The sequence below is a fragment of the Bisbaumannia salifodinae genome, from assembly GCF_055388505.1.
The window spans coordinates 778,910-799,394 of record NZ_AP043781.1 but is presented as its reverse complement, the minus strand read 5'-3'; the positions used below and the strand labels follow the sequence as shown (position 1 = coordinate 799,394).

At 61.7% G+C, this 20,485-nt stretch carries 17 protein-coding genes; 5 read left to right on the top strand and 12 right to left on the bottom strand.

Features of this window, described 5'->3' with window-relative positions:
* Positions 1–19: 19 nt before the first annotated feature.
* The gene (locus ACZ5EF_RS03720) at positions 20–235 is read left to right on the top strand and encodes a cupin domain-containing protein (protein WP_346064286.1); all 216 of its coding nucleotides are present in this window, start codon (positions 20–22) and stop codon (positions 233–235) included.
* 173 nt (positions 236–408) lie between these two features.
* Here ACZ5EF_RS03720 and ACZ5EF_RS03715 read toward each other — a convergent pair whose 3' ends face one another.
* The 9 genes from ACZ5EF_RS03715 to ACZ5EF_RS03675 form a co-directional block, all read right to left on the bottom strand.
* Positions 409–1,401: an Ldh family oxidoreductase gene (locus ACZ5EF_RS03715; protein ID WP_346064285.1), complete on the bottom strand. Its 993-nt coding sequence runs from the start codon at positions 1,399–1,401 to the stop codon at positions 409–411.
* Between the two features lie 76 nt (positions 1,402–1,477).
* Entirely contained in the window at positions 1,478–2,530 is a 1,053-nt protein-coding gene (locus ACZ5EF_RS03710) for a proline racemase family protein (RefSeq protein WP_346064284.1), read from the bottom strand.
* 49 nt (positions 2,531–2,579) lie between these two features.
* The gene (locus ACZ5EF_RS03705) at positions 2,580–3,878 is read right to left on the bottom strand and encodes a TRAP transporter large permease (protein WP_346064283.1); all 1,299 of its coding nucleotides are present in this window, start codon (positions 3,876–3,878) and stop codon (positions 2,580–2,582) included.
* A 63-nt stretch (positions 3,879–3,941) separates the two neighbouring features.
* Positions 3,942–4,448 carry a TRAP transporter small permease gene (locus ACZ5EF_RS03700; RefSeq protein WP_346064282.1) on the bottom strand — a complete coding sequence of 169 codons (507 nt, stop codon included), beginning with the start codon at positions 4,446–4,448 and terminating at the stop codon, positions 3,942–3,944.
* 85 nt (positions 4,449–4,533) lie between these two features.
* Positions 4,534–5,562, bottom strand: coding sequence for a TRAP transporter substrate-binding protein DctP (dctP, locus tag ACZ5EF_RS03695; RefSeq protein WP_346064281.1), 1,029 nt, complete (start codon positions 5,560–5,562; stop codon positions 4,534–4,536).
* 260 nt (positions 5,563–5,822) lie between these two features.
* A complete protein-coding gene (locus tag ACZ5EF_RS03690; protein ID WP_346064280.1) occupies positions 5,823–7,328 on the bottom strand; it encodes an aldehyde dehydrogenase in 1,506 nt (501 codons plus the stop codon).
* 25 nt (positions 7,329–7,353) lie between these two features.
* Entirely contained in the window at positions 7,354–8,682 is a 1,329-nt protein-coding gene (locus ACZ5EF_RS03685) for an NAD(P)/FAD-dependent oxidoreductase (RefSeq protein WP_346064279.1), read from the bottom strand.
* A 24-nt stretch (positions 8,683–8,706) separates the two neighbouring features.
* Complete coding sequence (gene dapA / locus ACZ5EF_RS03680; RefSeq protein WP_346064278.1) at positions 8,707–9,597, bottom strand: 4-hydroxy-tetrahydrodipicolinate synthase; 891 nt, start codon at positions 9,595–9,597, stop codon at positions 8,707–8,709.
* Between the two features lie 238 nt (positions 9,598–9,835).
* Positions 9,836–10,870, bottom strand: a complete 1,035-nt coding sequence (locus ACZ5EF_RS03675) for a GlxA family transcriptional regulator (RefSeq protein ID WP_346064277.1) — start codon at positions 10,868–10,870, stop codon at positions 9,836–9,838.
* A 265-nt stretch (positions 10,871–11,135) separates the two neighbouring features.
* Here ACZ5EF_RS03675 and ACZ5EF_RS03670 point away from each other — a divergent pair, with 265 nt between their 5' ends.
* Complete coding sequence (locus tag ACZ5EF_RS03670; protein WP_346064276.1) at positions 11,136–12,110, top strand: LysR substrate-binding domain-containing protein; 975 nt, start codon at positions 11,136–11,138, stop codon at positions 12,108–12,110.
* A gap of 214 nt (positions 12,111–12,324) precedes the next feature.
* Here ACZ5EF_RS03670 and ACZ5EF_RS03665 read toward each other — a convergent pair whose 3' ends face one another.
* Positions 12,325–13,233, bottom strand: a complete 909-nt coding sequence (locus tag ACZ5EF_RS03665) for a LysR family transcriptional regulator (protein WP_346064275.1) — start codon at positions 13,231–13,233, stop codon at positions 12,325–12,327.
* 144 nt (positions 13,234–13,377) lie between these two features.
* On the opposite strand from ACZ5EF_RS03665, the gene ACZ5EF_RS03660 reads away from it, so the two are divergent.
* The 3 genes from ACZ5EF_RS03660 (at position 13,378) to ACZ5EF_RS03650 (ending at position 17,730) form a co-directional block, all read left to right on the top strand.
* On the top strand, positions 13,378–14,511 hold the full coding sequence (locus tag ACZ5EF_RS03660; protein WP_346064274.1) for a 4-oxalomesaconate tautomerase: 1,134 nt from the start codon (positions 13,378–13,380) through the stop codon (positions 14,509–14,511).
* Positions 14,512–14,570: 59 nt separating this feature from the next.
* Entirely contained in the window at positions 14,571–15,695 is a 1,125-nt protein-coding gene (locus ACZ5EF_RS03655) for a type 2 periplasmic-binding domain-containing protein (RefSeq protein ID WP_346064273.1), read from the top strand.
* A gap of 85 nt (positions 15,696–15,780) precedes the next feature.
* Complete coding sequence (locus tag ACZ5EF_RS03650) at positions 15,781–17,730, top strand: tripartite tricarboxylate transporter permease (RefSeq protein ID WP_346064272.1); 1,950 nt, start codon at positions 15,781–15,783, stop codon at positions 17,728–17,730.
* Between the two features lie 160 nt (positions 17,731–17,890).
* Here the strand turns inward: ACZ5EF_RS03650 and tcuB are convergent, their stop codons facing one another.
* Together tcuB and tcuA are read right to left on the bottom strand one after the other, a co-directional pair.
* Positions 17,891–19,009: a tricarballylate utilization 4Fe-4S protein TcuB gene (gene tcuB / locus ACZ5EF_RS03645; protein WP_346064271.1), complete on the bottom strand. Its 1,119-nt coding sequence runs from the start codon at positions 19,007–19,009 to the stop codon at positions 17,891–17,893.
* Positions 18,996–20,420, bottom strand: a complete 1,425-nt coding sequence (gene tcuA / locus ACZ5EF_RS03640) for an FAD-dependent tricarballylate dehydrogenase TcuA (RefSeq protein WP_346064270.1) — start codon at positions 20,418–20,420, stop codon at positions 18,996–18,998. Before tcuA ends, tcuB begins: the two co-directional genes overlap by 14 nt.
* Between the last annotated feature and the right edge of the window lie 65 nt (positions 20,421–20,485).

Below are 20,485 nucleotides of genomic sequence, written 5' to 3'. Positions count from 1 at the left end.
TCTCGAGATGGAGGCGAACATGAATGAAATCTTTCAGTCAGCCAGACCGGATCGACCCGACAAGGAAAATTTCCTGGTCACCCATACGCATTCGATCGATTGGCAGGACAGCGGGATAGAGGGCTTCGAGCACAAGGTCCTGTACCGTGACGATACGGGTGCCATCGAGACCATGCTGATCAAGATGGCGCCTGGGGCCCTATCGGATAATCACGCTCATGACAGGCGCGAATAGCTCTACGTGATCGAGGGTGACTTTTACGACCAGAATCACCGCTACACGGCCGGGGATTTCATCGTTCGAGAACCAGAAGCCAACCATATCGCCGGAAGTGATGAGGGCGCCTTGATTCTTCTGATCTTTTCGATATAGCCATACAGGCCACTTTTCCAGTACATACCCGCCGCTCACAAGGAGCGGCGGATCTTTTCAAGTACTATAGAATCGATTGCAATGTGGTCCTCTTCCGAAATATCGCTTCGTACCTGGCGGCGACCGGGTACATAGACACCACGCTCGGCGATCCGGTCAAGCTGTCGGGTGAGCCGGGAAGAAAACTCCTTGTCGATCACCGTGGGCTGGATCGCGATGATCGTCATTCCCGCGTCGATCGGCCGGCTCCCGCTCTGGAAATCCGGCATATCGAGCGACCATGATGCACCGGATAATCCGGCGGCCAGGCACTCGATCATCATGGCCACGTTTGCGCCTTTCGCTCCGCCGAATGCCAAGAGGGCACCGCGCAGGCCGGCCGCCGCATCGGTGGTCATTTCGCCCTTCTCGTCGATTGCCCATCCCTCGGGGATCTTGCTCCCACTTTCTGCGGCTTTTACCAGGCTGACGAAGGCCGTCGCACTCGACGCCTGGTCAATGACGAGTGGCGCATCAGCCTCGGCCAAGGGGGCGGCAAAAGCCATCGGATTGGTGCCAAAAGCGATCTTGCCACCGGGGGAGCCCGCGACCGCGGCCGGGCTGTTGGACACGGCAAGGGCGATGAGACCTTCCAGGGCAAGGCGGCGGGCATAGTAACCCAGCTCGCCAGGGGGATAGCTATTGCTTTGGGTCAAGAGGGCCACGCCCAGCGTGCGAGTTCTCTCGACCAGGGTTGGCAGGGCACGATCGAAGCCGAGTTGTGCCACACCGCCATCGGCATCCGAATGGAGGACGGCGGGGAGGGGCGAGCTCAGGGTCGGTTCGGCTTCACCATTAATGCGTCCCGCGCGGAAGCCGGAGAGATAATCCAGCAGATGCGGGAAGCCAACGCCGGAACGACCGAACAGAGCGGCCGAAGTCGTTGCCTTTGCCAAAGCGTACGCGGTAGCCTGATTGGCCCCCGCGGAAAGGCAAGCTCGCTCGGCTAACCGCAGGGCCTCACCGGCCGAAAGGGTTTGCTGATCCAAGAGAAAACACACCTCTCATGCTGTTGATGTTGACCCTGATTGATAACCATTCCCGAAAAGAGTGGGTCCCTTATCCTTACGCCCAGATATCCTTCACGCAGAACCCTTCCGTGAACGGGTCATCATTATCCAGTACGTAGGTATTGATCCCATAGATCCAGCTCTTTCCGGAAATGGTAGGAATTACCGCTTCCCTTTCACCGATTGTCGTTTCCTCGACCAGCCGCCCCGTGAATACATTACCCAGGATGCCCTGATGGCGAAAGTCTTGGTTCAACGGCAATTCGCCCTTGGCATGAAGGACCGCCATCTTTGCGCATGTCCCCGTTCCGCATGGGCATCGGTCGATGGCACCTGTCCAGGTGCTAGGGTTATCCCAGTCAAAGTCACCGGATGCCACCGTCACGACATTCTTCCAATCGGCATCCGGGCTACTCGCCGGCCCAGAAAGCTGTGATATCGTGATGCCAACCCCTGGGTAATCCGGGTGTTCGACAGGCAGCTGTTCAATTGCTGCTTGCCTGATCATGGCGGAGACCCTCGCTATCTCCGCGCCATGCTCGGGTGTGAGCTCTATCCAGGGAAACTGTCGGACATCGGCAATGACATAGAACATCCCCCCCCATCCCACGTCGACCTTTACCTTGCCGAGATGGGGAACGTCGATTTCTGCATCAAGGTAGGCGGCAAACGCGGGAACATTCTTGAAAGTGACGCTCTTTACCTTGCCATCCTTGCATTCGGCCCTGATGCGAATCAGCCCGGCCGGCGCCTCGAGAACAAGCTCCGTCACGGGCTCCTGCATCGGCAGCATGCCCATTTCAAGCAGCACCGTCACCACGGAAATGGTGTTGCCACCAGACATGACCGGATACTCGATCTGTTCCATGATCACATAGCCGGCATCGGCATCGGGATGACAGGGGGGCACGATGACGTTACAGCAGAGAGGTGGGTAACCACGAGGCTCACGTAGCATCAGCTTACGCAACTGGTCATCATTTTCTCTCAGCCATACCATTTTCTCATGCACAGTCTTCCCGGGTACGTTGGGAACACCGCCAGTGACAACGCGCATCGGTTCGCCTGCATGCGTATCTACGGCATGTATGGTTCTCTTGAATGCCATTTCTACCCCCTTTGAATATTGTTGGTGGTGGCCTATGGAGGGACCAATATTAGTTCACATAACCGAGCAGCTTAGGCAGGAAGAGCGACAGTGCCGGCCAGTAGGTCGTGATCAACATCACAGGCAGAGCAGCCAGCAGCATGAAGCTGAAGGCGGGCCGAATGACCTGTGACATCCCGACCTGGCCGATTCGACAACTCATGAACAGGATGGGCGCCATGGGAGGGCTATTGCAGCCGATAACGACGCTGGTACCGACGATGGCGGCAAAATGCACCGGGTGAATCCCGATACTCTCCATGACCGGCAACAGCAGCGGGCTGAGGATGGCCACGACACTCACGTCATCCATGATCATGCCCATCAGGATCAAGAAGATATTGACCATGAGAAGAATCAGCAGCTTGTTCTCGAACACCTCGAGCAAGAACGTGGTGAGTTCCTGGGGTACACGCTCGAAGGTAAAGATACGACTGGCCACGAAGGAAAACAGCAGGATGATCATGATGACGCCAGTGGTCGTGGCGGCTTGGACGAAACACCGTGCCAGGGCCTTCAGGTTAAGATCGCGATAGACGAACAGTCCGACGGGAATGGCATAGACGACGGCAATAGCGGCCGCCTCGGTAGGAGTAAAGATGCCACCATAGATACCGCCCAGGATGATGACCGGGAGCATCAAGGCAGGAAAGGCCTTCCAGCCGGTGCTGCCAATATTCCGAAATCGTTCACTCAGTGTGAATGTTTCCGGGCTGTAGTCGGGGTTCTTGCGCGTCTTGATGGCGTTGATCACACACAGGAAAATGATCAGCAGAATACCCGGCCCGATGGTCGCCAGGAACACCGCCGCGACGGATTGCCGAGTCACCACCGCGTACAGGATCATGGTGATGCTGGGCGGAATCAGCAGGCCGAGCAGCGAAGAGATCCCGACCAGGGCGGTGGAATACGGGCGGCTATAGCCATGTTTTTCCATCGGGCCGATCATGATGGTGCCAATCGCGGCTACCGCGGCCGAGGCCGTCCCTGAAATGGCCCCGAAGACACCACAGCCCACCACCATCGAAGTGCCCATCCCACTGCGGGACGAACCAACGATGGCCTCGACGAAGCGTATGAGCCTGGCCGCAATCCCCCCTGATTGCATCAAATATCCTGTCATGATAAACAACGGGAGGGCGAGCAGGATAATGGAGTTGATAGACCAGAACCCTGTTGTCATCAGCGACGAGATATCGACGTCGTAAGCGAGAGAAAGTACCAGCGTCATGGCGGCGAACGAGAAAACGACCGGAACGCCTATGATCATTAGAATTATGACTGCACCTATCGCTAACAAGGCACCCATGTGTTTCTCCAATTATTGTCAGGAAGCCCCTTGAGAAGAGGCCTCTTACTGGGTTTCAGCTTTTCAATGAGATACGGCTTCTTTTTTAAATAGCTGCCCAACATCATTAACCAGGTCTCTAACTGCATAGAGCAACAGAAAGATACTCGCGACCAGGAGGCTCCCCTGTGAAATATATTGCGGAATACTGAATACCGGTGTGACTTGCCCTCTCTCGAAGCCCCAGGAGAACAGGCTGTAGCTCCAGCTGACGAAGAAGGCCGCCAATACGACCGAGAGGATAGTGGCAATCAGCTTCGTGACATTATTCAGAGTCTCATTCTTGGAGAAGGCCTGAATGAAGTCCGCACTGAGGTGGGATCTCTCCCGCGAGGCCAGGGCGGCTCCGAGCATATACAGCCACATGGCAGCCATCAGCACCAGCTCCTCCAGGCCAAAGACCGGAGCGTCGAGCAAGGCCCTGGAAACGATGCCGACCACCATGGCGAAGGAAACGAAAAGGCCCAGGACCGTAACGGCAGCCTTCATAATAAATGCGACCACATTATCGATGCGGGAGAAATAATCCATAATGACTTCCCCAGTGTTACCCAGAAAGGAATCGAACATGGAGTGGCCCTGCTGAGAGGTGCCACTCCATTGCTCCGGCAAGTCGTTACTGCGGTTCCGATGCATGCTCGCGGACGGCGTTCATGACATCCTCGCCCAGGGACTCCTCCGCCTCGACCCAGACTGTCTCACGGACACGCTCGATCCAGGCTGCCATCTCTTCATCGGACGGCACGATATATTCCATACCTTCTTCCTGGGCCGTCTGGATCCACCGTTCATCCTCTTCCCTGGCATTCTCGAACTGCTCATTGACGACGACTTCCACGGCACCCGCGATGATCCCGCGGTCTTCTTCATCGAGGGCGTTCCAGGAACCCTGATTCATCAGGAAGGTATAGAAGGAAAAGTTGTGCTTGGAGTGGACGAAGTAATCAAGCAGGTCGTTGAAATAGGTGTAGTCCCAGTAGATCACATTACTCGAGTCGCCATCGACGACCCCGGTCTGAATGGACGTATAGACCTCGGACCAGTCGATAGGCACGGCCTGGAATCCCATGGCCTGTATCGTTTGGGGCAGCGGAAAGATGGGCTGCGAGCGGAGTTTGATTCCCCGCGCATCTTCATAGTTGGTAGCGTAGGTTTCCGCTGTCGCGATACCGCCGAAACCTTCCGGGAAGGGTCCCAGGTATTCCAGGCCGATATCCGAAAGGATGGGCCCGACTACCTCGGAGACCCAGCCATCTGTTCCATAGGCCTCTAGCGCTTCATCCCACCCCAGGGTCAGATAAGGCAGCTGTAGTACGCCAAGTCGCTCATCATAGGAAGTCTGAGGCCAGCCCAGGAAGAGGTCGATATTACCTCTGATCAATTGGTCGAAAAGTTCCTGGGGACCACCGATCTCATCCTGATAGAAGACATTCATGGTGATTCTTCCATCGGACTGCTCTTCGACAATATCAGCGATTCTCTTTACTGCCAGGCCATGGGGCGATTCTCGGTCGCCTGCCTCCGTTGCTATCGTAAACCGCAACTCCTCATCGCTTGCCCAGGTGGAAGCCGAGAAACCGAGGGTCGCGACGACCGATACTGCGGCTATGCTTGAGGCAACCTTTATTGAGCTTTTAAATGTCATAACGCTTTCTCCAGACGAGCTATTGTAGTTGGGGTGCATCTCTTGCCTGGCCATGGCCAAGCATGTGTTCCAGCGTGTATTTAAGCTAGTACTGTGGCAGAGGTAAGGGAAACGACTTTTCTTCCGTGCAAAACAAAACCTGAGGTTATGGTTGCTAGGCGTCGGGGGAATAACACTCATCGCCATATGCTGATGTTCTCTGGCGGTGAGTCAGCCACCATCCGCGATCCCGCGGATGGTGGGACACGCTGGATAATGGCTCAGGACAGCTGGATCCAGGTGGTCTTGAGCTCGCAATACTGATCATGGGCATACACGGACTTGTCCCGCCCACCGAAACCGGACTGCTTGTAACCGCCGAAGGGCGTGGTGATATCGCCTTCCGAGAAGCAGTTGACGGCAATGGTGCCGGCCTTGATCGCCGCCGCCATGCGGTGCACGGTATTCAGGTCCTCGCTCCACAGCGAGGCCGCCAGGCCGTAGCAGGTGTCGTTGGCGATGGCGATGGCCTCTTCCTCGGTATCGAAGGGAATCACCGCCAGCACCGGGCCGAAGATCTCCTCGCGGGCGATTCCCGCCTCGGGGGTAACGTCGTCGAAGATGGTCGGGGCGACGAAATAGCCACCGCTCTCCTCGCGCAGCCGCTCGCCGCCGGAGACCACCCTGAGCCCTTCGGCCTTGGCCCGCTCGATATGCCCCAGCACCTTTTCCATATGGGCCCGCTCGACCAGGGCGCCCAGTTGCACCTCCGGGTCCAGGGGATCGCCGGTCTTCCAGTCGTTCTCCAGTTGGCGCTGCATCTCATCGACCAGATCGTCCTTGATGGAACGGTGGACGATCAGCCGCGAGCCCGCCGAGCAGTTCTCGCCCATGTTCCAGAAGGCGGCGGCGAGGACGTTGCTGGCCACGGTCTTGAGGTCGCTGACGTCGGGCATTACCACCTGGGGGTTCTTGCCGCCACACTCCAGCACCACCCGCTTGAGGTTACTGGCCGCCGAGTACTCGAGGAACTTCCTGCCCACCTCGGTGGAACCGGTAAAGGCGGCCAGGTCGATATCCGCATGCAGGCCGATGGCCTTGCCCGCCTCGTGGCCCAGGCCCGGCACCACGTTGAGCACCCCGGCGGGAATCCCCGCCTCATGGGCCAGCTCGGCCAGGCGCAGGGTACTCAGCGAGGTCAGTTCGGCGGGCTTGAGCACCACGCTGTTGCCGGTGGCGAGCGCCGGGCCCAGCTTCCAACCGGCCATCATGGCGGGGAAGTTCCACGGCAGCACCGCCCCCACCACGCCGATGGGCTCGCGGGTCACGGTGGCCACCACGCCCTTCTCGGTGGGCGCCACGGCGTCGTAGAGCTTGTCGATGGCCTCGGCGTGCCAGCGGATGGTGTTGGCGGTATCGGGGATATCGACGTTGAAGCATTCGCCGATCGGCTTGCCGGCCTCCAGGGCCTCCAGCACCGCCAGCTCCAGGCAGTTGGCCTCGATCAGGTCGGCGAAGCGTTGCAGGATGGCCTTGCGTTCGGCGGGAGCCAGCCCCGACCAGACGCCGGCCTCGAAGGCACGGCGGGCGGCCTGGACGGCCCGGTCCACGTCCTCGGCGGTGCAGGCGGCGACCTCGGTCAGCACCTCGCCGGTGGCCGGATTGAGGGTCTCGTAGGTGGCACCGGACTGTGCCGGGACGAACTGACCATCGATAAAGGCCTGGTTGCGGTATTCGAGCCGCTCGACCTGTTGTGCGATGGCATTCGGGGTGAGGCTATCGGACATTGTTGTTCTCCTCTTGTGCAGGAATTCAGCGTTCGGTGCCGGCCTTCCACTCTTTCCAGGCGAGGGTGGAGCGCACCCCGATCCCGAGCAGCGGCTCGGGGGGGTTGGCGACCGGCTTGGGTTGGTTGAGCATGATGTCGAGCAGCTCACTCTCCTCGCCGAGGGCATGTTCGGCGATCAGCTTCCCGGCGATGGTGCCGCGGGTCAGGCCCAGGCCGTTCTGGCAGACGGCGCTGAACACGCCGGGTGCCAGCTCGCCGAAGGGCGTGCCGCCGTTGCGGGAGACGCAGAGGGCACCGCCCCAGGTGTACTCCAGCCCGACGTCCGAGAGCATCGGGAAACGCCGCTCGAAGGAGCGCCGGTGGACGGCGAGCGCCTGCGTCAGATGCCCGGCACTCGCGGCGACCCTCGGGTTATAGGTAAAGGCGTTGCGGATGCAGATACGCCCGCTCGCCATCCGCCGCACCGTGGTGCCCATGGGATCGGCGGGGATCAGCCCCCAGTTCTCCTCGCCGCCCAGGGTGGCGAGCTCCTCGGGGCTCAGTTGACGGGTCAGGCTGCCGTAGGTGTAGACCGGCAGGATGCGCCCCTTGAGCCCTAGCCCGCCGAACTGGGCCGCGTAGGCGTTATTGGCGAGGATCAGCCGTGGCGCGGCGATCCGCCCCCGGTCGGTGACCAGCTCATGGGGCCTACCGAGGCGAATCTCGTGTACCGGCGTGTCCTCGAAGAGCCGCACGTTCTCGGGCAGGGTGGCGCCCAGGCCACGGACCAGGGCGGCGGGCTGGACCAGCACGCAGCCGGGAGTATGCAGGCCCGAGCGGTAGAAGCCGGTGCCGGTGATCGCCCGCATCTCCTCGGCGTCGAGCACGCGATAAGGCTCGCCCAGGCCCGAGAGCCCCTTGGCGAAGGCCTCCAGGGCGCGGATGCCGTGATCCTCCACCGCGCCGTGCAGCTTGCCCTGCTCGCGCCAGTCGCAGTCGATGGCATGGCGCTGGACGATCTCGCGCATATAGTCGATCGCCCCGCGATTGAGGCAGATCTGCTGGAGATCCCGGTTGCGATCCCCGGTGTAATCGTGGGAGTTCAGGTCGTGGGGCAGATCGATCATGAATCCGGAGTTACGCCCGGCCGAACCGAAGCCCACCCGCCGGGCATCCACCAGGGCGATGGAGGCATCGGGACACAGCTCGGCCAAGCGGCGGGCCGCCGCCAGTCCGGCCAGGCCCGCCCCCAGCACCACCCAGTCGGCCTTGACCTCGCCCTTGAGCGGCGTCGCGGGGGGCAGCGGCGGCAGCATCTCGTACCAGCCACACCGGCCATCACCCTGGGGCAAGTGTTTGCATTTCAGCCGCATGGCAGGGCCTCCACCGCCCGAGGATCAGCCGCGCTGGGCGACCAGGGCATCGTAGGTACGCTTGAAGGCCGCTTTCTCGGCCTCGTTCAGGGGCAGCAGCGGACGACGCGCCGGCCCCACCGGCAGACCGGCCAGTTCGCAGCCGTACTTGATGTACTGACAGAACTTGCCGCCCTGCTCCAGCAGGTTGAGCATCGGCAGCACGCGGGCGGCCAGTTCGCGACCGGCGACGAAATCCCGCTCGACGACGCAGGCCTGGTACAGCGCCACATGCTCCGGCGCCAGGAAGTTGGAAGCCCCCCCCACCCAGCTGCGGGCGCCCCAGACGAAGAACTCCAGCACCTGGTCATCCATGCCACAGCTGAGCTGAATCTGATCGCTGAACTCGGTCGCCAGAGCATGCATACGCTCGATCGAGCCGGTGCTCTCCTTGATCGCCTGGATATTCGGGCGATCACGCAACGCCTCGATCAACTCGAGCGTCATCGGTACACCGGTGCGGTCGGGGAAGTTGTAGAGCATGATCGGCATATCGAGGGCATCATCGACACTCCGGATATGCGTCAGCAGCTCATCCTGGGCCGGCTGGCAGTAGTAAGGCGCCGCCACCAGGATGGCATCGAAGCCGGCGGCCTTGGCATGCTGGCCCAGCTCCAGGCTGTCTTCGGTGGTGGTGGCATTGACGCCGGCCATCAGCGGGATACGGCCCTTGGCATGAGCGGCAACCACATCGAAGACGCGCTTGCGCTCGTCCTTGCTCAGCGCATAGTACTCACCGGTGGTACCACCGATGATCAGGCCATGCACGCCCTGATCGATCAGGGTATCGAGCACCTTGGCCAGGGTCTCGAACTGGATGCTGCCATCCTCGGCGAAGGGAGTTACTACGGGTGTCCAGATGCCATCGAAGTTCATACAATCACCTTGCGAATATTGTTGGGGGTTTCTCGACAAATAAAGCGTAATTTCACCCCGACAACGGGACAATTAACATTTCCTTCCGGCTAACCATTAACGGGTGTTATCAGTCAACTCATGAAAAATGGCGCCCCCCGCCCCGCACCTCACCTGTCGTCACTCAAGAAACCCTCCCTATAACAGAGCACAAGCGAAGCAATGCGCCTGCCTTATTATCATAAGTAGGGCGATTGAATTACTTGGCGTAATGTCGGCGGCGGAATCGCCCCGGAGCGACATGAAAGAACTTGCGGAAGCAATGACGGAAGTGCGTGATACTGACGAAGCCGCTGGCCACGGCAATTTCGGCAATGGGCCGGTTGGTCTGCTGCAGCAACTGTCGCGCACGGGTCAGGCGCAGTTCCAGGTAGTAGCGGGAGGGCGAGGCATCGACATGGCGACTGAACAGGCGCTCCAGCTGTCGACGCGACAGACCGGCCCAGCGCGCCACCTCGTCCAGAGACAGCGGCTCCTCGATATTGCTGTGCATCAGCTCCAGCGCCAGCTTGAGGGGCTGCGGCAGGGTCGGGTCACTATCGACGGATAGCACCGAGGCCCCCAAGAGCTCATGACTCTTGTCACAGCTGAGGATCTCTTCCACCGAGTCGACGATGATGGCGTCGTAGTTGTGTCGCAGCCATCCCAGCATCATGTTCAGCGAGCTGTTGGCCCCGGCACAACTGATCCGCTGGCCATCCAGGACATGGGAATGGCGGGAGACCTTGACCCGCGGGAAGCGCTCGATCATCAGGGCGCGGGAGTCGGGATGAATGGCGCACTCATGATCATCCAGCAGGCCGGCATCGGCGAGGAAGTAGGCCCCGTTCCACAGCGCGCCCAGTGTCACCCCGGCTCGCTGAGCCGCCACCAGCGGAGCGCGGAGTGCCGGCGACTCATCCAGGTGAACCCGAAGCCCACCACAGAGGATCAGGAGGTCATCCCGGCGCATCTCGAGCTCCGCCAGCTCACCATCCACCGAAATGGCGATCCCCAGATCACTGACCACTACCTCGCCGCCGAGACTGAGCGTCCTGACGTCGGTCAAGGGCTCCCGGGTCACCAGATTGGAGGTGACCAGGGCATCCACCGCCCCGGTAAAGGCCATCAGCGAAAAGTGTTCCAGCAGCACGAAAGTGGCCCGCCGAGCCCCCGCGGAGGCGTCACCCGACGGATCCCGAGGCAAATGGGCCAGGTTCTTGCGTTTCAGCAAACTCTTGAATGAAGTGCTCATCGTCTTATGGGCATCATGGCTGATGACTCAGGATCAACCTTCACAGGGAACACGGTCTAGCGAGGCGTTCGCCACCAGGAGCGATAGAGGATGGGCTCCCTCGTTGAGAGGTCGACGGTCGAGTGGCATAGGGGTGGCTGTTGCTGGCATGGAGATTCGGTTAGCCTAGCAAGACTGCCTGATTTATTTTCCGTATCTCGAGTCTAGTGACGCGGCTACCCGGGTGAAATTGACTTTTTTGTCCGACTAATGATGACTTCATGTTATGACCAAGCACACCGACCCCGATCAGACACTGCTCAAGATGCCTTCCCTGCGGGCCGTGAAATCCTTCGTCGCCGCGGCCCGCTACCAGAACTTCACCCGCGCCGCCGAGGCATTGTGCGTGACCCAGGCCGCCATCAGCCGCCAGATCCGTGAGCTCGAGAGCCACCTCGGCACCGCCCTGTTCAAGAGAGCCGGACGCTCGGTGGAATTGACCACCGCCGGCTCGATCTTCTTCGATGCGGCGCAGTTATCCTTTATTAATATCGCCCAGGCCGCAGAGCGCATTCAGAAAAACCATGGCAGCAACGCCAGGCGCACCCTGACCCTGTGCTGCTCCCCGGCGTTTTCTGCACTATGGATATCCCCCCGGCTGCCCAGCTTCTTCAGCGACAATCCGGATATCGACCTCAACCTGGTCACCACCCAGAACTTCCTCTCCATGGAACCGGGGGTCAATCCCGATATCTTTATCACCAAGATGTCACGCATCCGCGACGGCTATGTGAGCACGCCGATCTTCCATGACCGCATCTATCCGGTATGCACGCCCAGCTACCTGGAGACGCACCCCGAGATCCGCACCCTGGAGGGCCTGAGGGATGGCCTGCTGCTCAACCTGAGCCCCTATGGACGCTCCCAGGTGTCCGAGCACGTGGACTGGGGGGTCTGGCTGGCCATTCATCAGTTGGATATCGAGGACCGTCCCGCCCAGGGCCCCCACTTCTTCAATGCCAATGATTACAGCCTGCTGATCCAGATGGTGCTCAATGATCAGGGCGTGGCCCTGGGCTGGCATCACCTGGTAGCCCCCCTCGTCGAGCAGGGGCGCTTGATCAGGCCGGTGGAACAGGAAGTGGTGCTGGAGGAAACCCGCCACTACCTTGCCTATCGCGAGGACAAGGCCGACGATGAGGCGTTGAGCCGCTTCCGTGACTGGTTCCTGCGCCAGAGCGAGCCATCTGCCGACGGCTAGGAAACGCCCCCCCAAGCCACGAGACAGCCCCTTACCACCATCGTGGTGGGGGCAAGCCCCCCTGCCGGTGCTTGTCGAGAGGACACACCGGCCCGAGGAAAATGCTGCGCCAGGGCAGTATTTCCCCCGTGGCGAACGGGTCTGATGCCACTGCGCACACTGCCTGCGCTCGCCCATACGGCGTTGAGAATCGGCACCAATCACTCATAGAGAGTCATGAGTGCATGGAATTTCCCCAATGCTCGAGGAGCAAATCAATAAACAGTTGCGCGGTGCTGGAAATACTGTGGGAATTGCTTCTGACCAGGCCGATGGTTCGCTGAATGTGGGGTTCGGGAAGTTCGCGTGCACAGAGGGTGTCATGATCCGGGCCGGGCATCGTCATCCTGGGCAGGATTGCCACCCCCAATCCGGACTCGACCAGGCCAAGCGAGGTGGACAGGTGCTGGACTTCGTAAAAGCTGTTCAGCCGGAGGCCTTCGGCGGAGAGGGCATTGTCCAGCAAGGTACGATTGCCACTGTCGCGACTCACGGTGATCAACCGTACCTGCTCGAGATCCGCCCATTCGATGCTCTCCTTGGCCGCCAGTGGATGATCCGACCTCAGGGCCAGTACGAAGGGATCCCGTAACAATGGGGTAAAGGAGACCTCCGGGCTCTGTGCGCTGAACATGTTGATGCCGAAGTCGGCCTCACCGCTTATGACGCGCTCCAATCCCTCCTTGGCGCTCACATCGAGGATGCGGATACGGATACCCGGCCAAGCTTCGCTAAAGCCACGGATCACGCTGGGGAGAAAGTAGAAGGCCGCGGTGGGAAGACAGGCAATCGTCACCGTGCCTTTCTGGTGCGTTGCCAGTTCGCGGATGTTCAGAATCGATGACTCATATTCCTCGATCATACGCCTGGCGCGTGGCAGGAAATCCGCCCCGATCGGCGTCAGTTGCGTTCTTCGAGTGGTTCGTTCCAGCAACTCGATTTCCAGGAGTTCCTCGAGCTTCTGGATGCGTCGCGATAGCGCCGGCTGAGAAAGATGCAAGCGCTGCGCGGCCTCATGGAAAGAGCCCAGCTCGGCGACCAGTATAAAGGCTTGAAGATCAAGGAATTCCAGGCGATGTAGCATATCGGCACTCTTGCATGACGCGATTGGCATTGATAAACATAACACATTAATCCACTAAACGAATCAATCATTCTGTTTATTTGCATTTGAAGCATGAGTTGGCCACTGACATGCTCATATCACGACTTCCCAACGCGATGTGGCATGACGATGATAAACAGCATTCCCTGCATGATCATGCGCGGCGGTACCTCCCGAGGCCCCTTCCTGCGCATGAGTGACCTTCCCAGCGGCCAGGACGCCCAGGCCGAGATCCTCCTCAGCCTGATGGGGTCGGGTCACGCCCTGCAGATCGATGGCATCGGTGGCGGAGACCCCCTGACCAGCAAGATCGCCATCGTGGAGCGCTCTTCCCATGCGGATGCCGATGTCGACTACCTCTTTGCCCAGGTGGATGTCTTCAAGCGGCGCGTCGACTTCACCCCGAACTGCGGCAACATGCTCTCGGCGGTCGGCCCCTATGCGATCGAGACGGGCCTGGTCGAGCCCCAAGACGGCAAGACCGTGGTGCGGGTACGCAACCTCAACACCCAGCGCCTGATCGAATGCCATGTACCGACGCCGAGCCGTCAGGTTTGCTATGAGGGTGACACTTCCATCAGCGGGGTGCCCGGAAGTGCCGCCGGCATTCAACTCAGTTTCCTGGACATTATCGGCGCCAAGACCGGCGCCTTGCTGCCGACCGGTAAGGCCTGCGACGCGATCCAGGGCGTCGATGTCACCTGCCTCGACGCGGCGACCCCGATCATCATGCTCGATGCGGCGGATCTCGGCCTGCGCGGCGATGAGCCCCCCGCCGAACTGGATGCCGATCGTGCCCTGCTCGAGCGGCTCGAAAGCATTCGCCGCGAGGCGGGACAGCGCATGGGCCTGGGCGACGTCAGCCAGAGTGTCCTGCCCAAGCCGGTGCTGGTCTCCGCACCGAGAGATAGCGCCAGCACCCTGTGCACAAGGTACTTCGTGCCCCACCGCTGCCACAAAGCCATCGCCGTCACGGGGGCCATTGCCGTCGCCTCGGCGGTCAGCGTTCCCGGCACCATCGCCCACCGCATCGCGGTGGAAAGCGGGCGGGTTGCCGAAGGGGAGCGTCTGGCACAGGTGAGGTTGGAACATCCCTCCGGCTTCATCGACCTCGACGTCGAGCACCGCCAGGACAACGCCTGCGATATCGCGCGCGTGTCGCTGATTCGTACCGCCAGGAAGATCATGAGCGGCACGATCTTCTACACCGCCTCCACGACACCCGATGAGGCAATGCCTGCATTGCAGGCCAACTGATCATCGCTACCATCGAGTATCTTTGCCACCCACTAACGACAACAACCCAGGAGCATGCCATGACCATTCACAAGACCACGACATCTCGCACTTCGCTCGATCGCCTGAAAAAGGCAGCCGCACTCGGCTTGGCAATCGCCGGGCTCGGTTTGACAGTCACCGCCCCCGTACAGGCACAGGACGTGGACGTCCCCGAGAGCATCAGGTGGGTCATTCCCTTCGGCGTCGGTGGTGGCACCGATGTCTGGGCGCGCTTCTTCGCCCCCTGGCTCAGCGAGCATATTCCTGGCCAGCCGACCATCATGATCGATAATGTGCCGGGCGGTGGTTCCATCAATGGCGCCAACCTCTTTGCCATGCGTGCCCGGACCGACGGGAGCGAGTGGCTGGGCACCTCCGCTTCGACCCAATATCCCGCCATGCTAGGCGATCGCCGGGTACGCTACGACTACGCCGACTGGACACCGATCCTGGCCACCCCGACCGGGGGGGTCGTCTATGCCCAACCCGGCCTGAGTGACGACGCCGACAGCGCCCTGGCCGCCCTGCTGGAGCAGCCAGTCATGTTGGCGGCCCAGAGCCATACCGGACTCGAGCTGCCGGTACTGATCGCCCTGGACATGCTGGGGGTCGAGGTTCAGGCCGTCTCCGGCCTGCGCAGCCGTGGCGAGGGCCGCCTGGCCTTCGAGCGCGGCGAAGCGGACATCGATTTCCAGACCACTTCCGCCTATCTGAGTAATGTGGCACCCCTGGTGGAATCGGGCCGCGCCGTCCCCCTCTTTTCGCTCGGCCTGCTGAATGACGAGGGGGAGATCGTACGCGACCCGGCCTTTCCCGACCTGCCCACCTTTTACGAGGTCTATCAGGAACTCCATGGCGAAGCCCCCAGCGGCCCCGCCAATGAGGCCTTCCGGAAGTTCTTCGCCTCGGGCTTTACGCTTCAGAAGCTGATCATGGTACCCAGTGACGCCCCCGAGGCACTCATCGAGACTTACCGGGAAGCGGCCCGCAGCTTTATCGACAGCGAGGAGTTCAAGCGGGAAGCCGACGCCCAGCTAGGGCCCTACCCCCCGATCGTTGGCGATACCGTCCAGCAACATCTCGAGGACGCCATGTCCCTGGATGACGCGACCCGCGAGTGGCTCGTGGACTGGCTGGAAACGACGCACGGCGCCCGTATCTGACACCTGAGCCCGGAAGCATCGCTCCTGTAGTAAGGCGCCGAGACTTCCGGGCTCAACTCACCGAATAACGCGAGAGCCGCACCCCATGTTCGATATCCTTCTCTCCAGTCTGGGGCAGCTGTTTACCCTGCATCACTTGCTCTACATGGTCCTCGGCGTACTGGTCGGCCTGGTGGTCGGGATCATTCCCGGTCTTGGCGGCATCGCGGGGATGGCGCTGCTGTTGCCCTTCCTCTACGGCATGGAGCCAAGCGTCGCCCTCGGCATGCTGATGGGCCTGGTCGCCGTGATTCCCACCGGCGATACCTTCGCCTCGGTGTTGCTGGGCATCCCCGGCTCCAGCGCTTCCCAGGCCACCGTCATCGACGGCTTCTCCCTGGCCAAGCGCGGCCAGGCCGCACGGGCCCTGTCCAGTGCCTTTCTCTCCTCGATGATCGGCGGCCTGATCGGCGCCGCCGTGCTGACGGGCTTTATCCTGGTCGCCCGGCCAGTGGTACTGTCATTCTCTTCCTCAGAGCTCTTCATGCTGACCCTGCTGGGGCTATCGATGGTAGCGGTGCTCTCCGGACGCGACCTCTTCAAAGGGCTCGCCGCCTGCGGCCTGGGCCTGCTGGTCGGTACCATCGGCATGGCACCCGCCACGGGAGAGTTCCGTCTCAACTTCGACATCGACTACCTCTACGATGGCCTGCCACTGGTGGTCATCGGCCTGGGGATCTTCGCGCTCCCGGAGATCATCGATCTGCTGGTCAAGCGTGGCGCCATCGCCGGCGAGTCCGCCCGGCTCGGCACGGGCTGGCGGCAAGGTATCCAGGATGTCGGCAAGAATCGTGGGCTGGTCGCGCGCTGCGCGGGCATCGGCAGCCTGCTGGGCACGATCCCCGGCCTGGCCGGCTCGGTGGTGGACTGGATGACCTATGGTCATGCCGTGCAGAGCGCCAAGGACAAGTCCGAGTTCGGCCAGGGCGACATCCGCGGCGTGATCGCCCCGGAGTCCGCCAACAACGCCTGCGCCTGTGGCGCCATGGTGCCCACCCTGCTGTTCGGCGTGCCCGGCTCGGGTACCGCCGCCGTCTTCCTCGGGGGCCTGCTGCTGCTCGGCCTGCAGCCCGGTGTCAGCATGATCGAGACCAATCTCGACCTGACCTACACCATCATCTGGTCACTGGCCCTGGCCAACATCCTCGGCGCGGCGCTCTGCCTGGGCCTGGCCCGACCGGTCGCCAGCCTGACCCGTGTGCCCTTCGTCATCCTGGCGCCCCTGATCACGGTGCTGATCATGTTCGCGGCCTTCCAGGCCACGCGCTCCCCGGGCGACCTGCTGGCCCTCGGTGCGATCGGGGTCCTCGGCGTCCTGTTCAAGCAGGCCGGCTGGTCACGTCCCGCCTTCCTGATCGGTTTCGTCCTGGCCCCCGGTGCCGAGGCCTATTTCTATCAGGCCGTGCAGTTCCAGGGCAGCGATGCCTTCCTGCGCCCGGGTGTGCTGATCATCGGCGCCATGATCCTCGCCGCCCTGTTCCTGCCCATGCTGCGTCTGCTGTGGCGCAAGCGTCGTACGGTGGCCACCGAGGAAGCGGCCCCGGCAGACGCCAAGCCCCCGGTCACCATGGGTGCCCTCGATCTGGTGCTCTTCACCACCCTGCTGGGAACCGCCGTCTTCGGTTGGTTCAGCCTCGGCGATCTCACCCTGCTCGGAGGCCTGATGCCGCGCCTGGCCCTTGCGATCATGGGCATCGCCTGCCTACTGGAAATCCTGCGCAGCCTGATTCATCGGCCAACGTGGCAAGGCCAACCCCTGGGTCAACAGATCGTTTGGCTGGTGGGTTTCTTCGTCCTGGTCGGCGCCATCCTGATGCTCGGCTTTATCACCACCGCGACGCTTTTCTGCCTGGCCTTCCTGCTGGGCATCGCCCGCCTCAAGCCCTGGCTGGCCCTCGGCATGTCGGCCGGGGTGACGGCCTTCCTGGCCGGCATGGCGACACTGCTGACCCTGACCTACCCGAGCGGACTCATCGATCCCTGGCTGTTCGGCTGATGCTCGGCTGAGGGCCATCGGAAAGCCCTCCACCAGCGAACCGCCGCTCATCGAGCGGCGGTTCGTTCTTTGGTACGAGGCGCCATCCACCTGCTAGACGACATCGGATCATGTCCCCTCCCATAATGGCCGCGATCCCATCCCTGTCGTTCATTCGCCGTCAGGCACCGTGGCGCCGTCGCTCCAGGGCGTTGCGATAGACGGCCAGCAGGCGATAGAAGCCGTGGACGAACTTGCCATAGGGCATGGTCAGGAACAGCGCCATGACGCAGCCCAGGTGAACCACCAGCATGACGCCCATGGCCGAGGTCTCGCGCAGCAGCATCAGCGCAAGCCCGGTGGTACCGGTGAGCCACAGCAGGACAATGAAGGCCACATCCATGCCCATCTGGCGAACATCGGCGGTGTTCCGGTCACGCACCAGCTTGAGGTAGAGCAGCCCGGCCGGCCCGATCATCAGTCCGATTCCGCCCAGGGTGCCCAGCAGCTTGGGCAGGCTGAGAAAGTCATAGGGTGCGGCCCAGCCGAAGACGTAGTGATAGAGGGTACCGGTCAGGGTCGCGGCAAAGGCCAGCATGAAACCGTAGAAGGTGAAGTGATGAAAGCGACGACGCCAGTGGGAGTGGTAGGCATCCGGGTAGGTGCACCCCACTTCGCCATGGCCGTGCAGGTGCTTCATGGTAAAGGTTTCCTGCAGCGCCTCCTTCCAGCTCTGGCGGTCGCCCAGGGCGGCGAACGGCTCCCCGCTCTCGCGCCAGAAACGCGCCATCCCCATGACCAGGGCCAGCAGCACGAATAGCGCCACGGAGCCGAAGGTGACGGCCATCACGTTGTGTGGCAACAGTGCATAGAAGTCGCCGCCGTGCTGGCCGCCGACCAGGGGAGCGGCTCCGCCATTCAGGGCAATGGCAATGAACAGCAGCAGCGTCACCCCGAAGGCCAGGGCCAGGGCACCGATCAGGCCATTGCGATCGAACAGCCTGGCCAGCGGCCCGGGCCAGGCATACTGGCGATAGGACTCGGCGCGCAGCTTGGCCAAGGACTGGGGCACGTTGACCGAGAACTCATGGGGCGGCGCATACTGGCAGGCGTAGTAGCACTCACCGCAGTTGTGGCAAAGGTTCGCCAGGTACTTCAGGTCTTCCTCACTGAAGGTCTGGCGCCGCTCCATGGCCGGAAAGACCGGACAGAACCCTTCGCAATAGCGGCAGGCATTGCAGATGGTCATGTTGTTGCGCGCCTCGTCGACCAAGGCATCGTAAATCTCAATTTTCTGCATGGCGTGCCGCCTCCTCTCCTGCAATTCGCCCAAATACGGTACCGATGGTCATGCCGAATCCCGCCACATAGCCCTGCCCCAGAATGTTGCCGGCCATGATCTCGCCGGCCAGGAAGACGTTGTCGGCCTGACTGCCATCCGTCATCGTCAATCGTGCTTTCTCGTCCACTTCGCCGCCCAGGTAGGTGAAGGTGATGCCGGTACGCAGCGGATAGCCGTAGAAGGGCGGTCGATCGATAGCCTGCGCCCAATGGGTCTTTTCCGGCGTAGCCCCCTGGGTGCGGCAGTCGTCGAGCACGCTATGGTCGAAGGTGCCGGGCTGGACGGCGGCGTTGAAGGTGGCGACGGTCTCGAGCAGCGTCTCCACCGGCAGGTCGAGCTTGACCGCCAGCTCCTCGAGGGTGTCGGCCTGCTCGGGTGGAAATACCGATGGCATGAAACGGCCCTGGGCCTTGGCATCGGTGATCGAATAGCCCACCTGCCCCGGCTGCTTGGCAATCAAGCGCCCCCAGATGGCATAGCGCTTGGGCCAGAAGTCCTCACCCTCGTCGTAGAATCGCTTGCCATCCCGATTGACCACGATGCCCAGGGAGACACAATCCACCCGGGTGACGATTCCACCATCGTACTTGGGCGCCCGGGCATCGATAGCCACGGCATGTCCCTGGGTCGGATCACCGATCACCTTGGCGCCGTTGTCGATCAGCGAGCGCAGCATCTTGCCCTGGTTGAAGCGGGTGCCACGGATCCGGAAGTTGCGTGACACCTCCCCCCAGGCCTCCTCGAGCCACGCCTGGTTGGACTCGAAGCCCCCCGAGGCCACCACCACCGCTTTGGCACGGATCTGGCGCAGCGAGCCGTTGATGTTGACCAGGGCGTGATCGAAACGCTTGCCATCGAAGACCAACCGCTCGGCCTCGGCCTCATAGAGGATGGTGACCCCCAGCCGTTCCGCCGCCTGGTAGTAGGTATTGACCAGCGCCTTGCCTCCGCCCAGGAAGAAGGCATTGGTGCGCCCGAGGTGCAGGGTACCGCCCAGAGAGGGCTGGAAACGCACCCCATACCCCTTCATCCACTCCGTGCAGCTCTCGGAGGCCCGGATCACATGGCGGGCCAGCGCCTCGTTGGTCTGTCCCCCCGTGACACGCCACACATCCTCGAAAAACTCCTCCTCCAGGTAGGCATCGCTGAGCACGTCCGTCGGCTCGCGGTGCATGCAGCGCAGATTGCGGGTATGACTGCTGTTGCCCCCCCGCCACTTGCGCGGGGCGCTTTCCAGCAGCAGCACGCGGGCCCCCCGCTCCCGCGCACTCAGGGCGGCACAGAGCGCCGCATTGCCGCCCCCGATGACCAGCACATCATGGTTGCGCAGGTCATCCTCGCTCAGCCGCTTTCCCGTCGATGACAGCATCGTTGTTGCTTCCTCAGTTCGTTGTGATCCTCACAGCGGGCACCACCCAACTGAATCCAAGTGGA

Bases quoted from the DNA above. Each gene is read 5' to 3' on its own strand.
- ACZ5EF_RS03720 (WP_346064286.1), top strand. From the start codon at position 20: ATGAATGAAATCTTTCAGTCAGCCAGACCGGATCGACCCGACAAGGAA.
- ACZ5EF_RS03710 (WP_346064284.1), bottom strand. From the start codon at position 2,530: ATGGCATTCAAGAGAACCATACATGCCGTAGATACGCATGCAGGCGAA.
- ACZ5EF_RS03705 (WP_346064283.1), bottom strand. From the start codon at position 3,878: ATGGGTGCCTTGTTAGCGATAGGTGCAGTCATAATTCTAATGATCATA.
- ACZ5EF_RS03700 (WP_346064282.1), bottom strand. From the start codon at position 4,448: ATGGATTATTTCTCCCGCATCGATAATGTGGTCGCATTTATTATGAAG.
- dctP (WP_346064281.1), bottom strand. From the start codon at position 5,562: ATGACATTTAAAAGCTCAATAAAGGTTGCCTCAAGCATAGCCGCAGTA.
- ACZ5EF_RS03690 (WP_346064280.1), bottom strand. From the start codon at position 7,328: ATGTCCGATAGCCTCACCCCGAATGCCATCGCACAACAGGTCGAGCGG.
- ACZ5EF_RS03685 (WP_346064279.1), bottom strand. From the start codon at position 8,682: ATGCGGCTGAAATGCAAACACTTGCCCCAGGGTGATGGCCGGTGTGGC.
- dapA (WP_346064278.1), bottom strand. From the start codon at position 9,597: ATGAACTTCGATGGCATCTGGACACCCGTAGTAACTCCCTTCGCCGAG.
- ACZ5EF_RS03675 (WP_346064277.1), bottom strand. From the start codon at position 10,870: ATGAGCACTTCATTCAAGAGTTTGCTGAAACGCAAGAACCTGGCCCAT.
- ACZ5EF_RS03670 (WP_346064276.1), top strand. From the start codon at position 11,136: ATGACCAAGCACACCGACCCCGATCAGACACTGCTCAAGATGCCTTCC.
- ACZ5EF_RS03665 (WP_346064275.1), bottom strand. From the start codon at position 13,233: ATGCTACATCGCCTGGAATTCCTTGATCTTCAAGCCTTTATACTGGTC.
- ACZ5EF_RS03660 (WP_346064274.1), top strand. From the start codon at position 13,378: ATGACGATGATAAACAGCATTCCCTGCATGATCATGCGCGGCGGTACC.
- ACZ5EF_RS03655 (WP_346064273.1), top strand. From the start codon at position 14,571: ATGACCATTCACAAGACCACGACATCTCGCACTTCGCTCGATCGCCTG.
- ACZ5EF_RS03650 (WP_346064272.1), top strand. From the start codon at position 15,781: ATGTTCGATATCCTTCTCTCCAGTCTGGGGCAGCTGTTTACCCTGCAT.
- tcuB (WP_346064271.1), bottom strand. From the start codon at position 19,009: ATGCAGAAAATTGAGATTTACGATGCCTTGGTCGACGAGGCGCGCAAC.
- tcuA (WP_346064270.1), bottom strand. From the start codon at position 20,420: ATGCTGTCATCGACGGGAAAGCGGCTGAGCGAGGATGACCTGCGCAAC.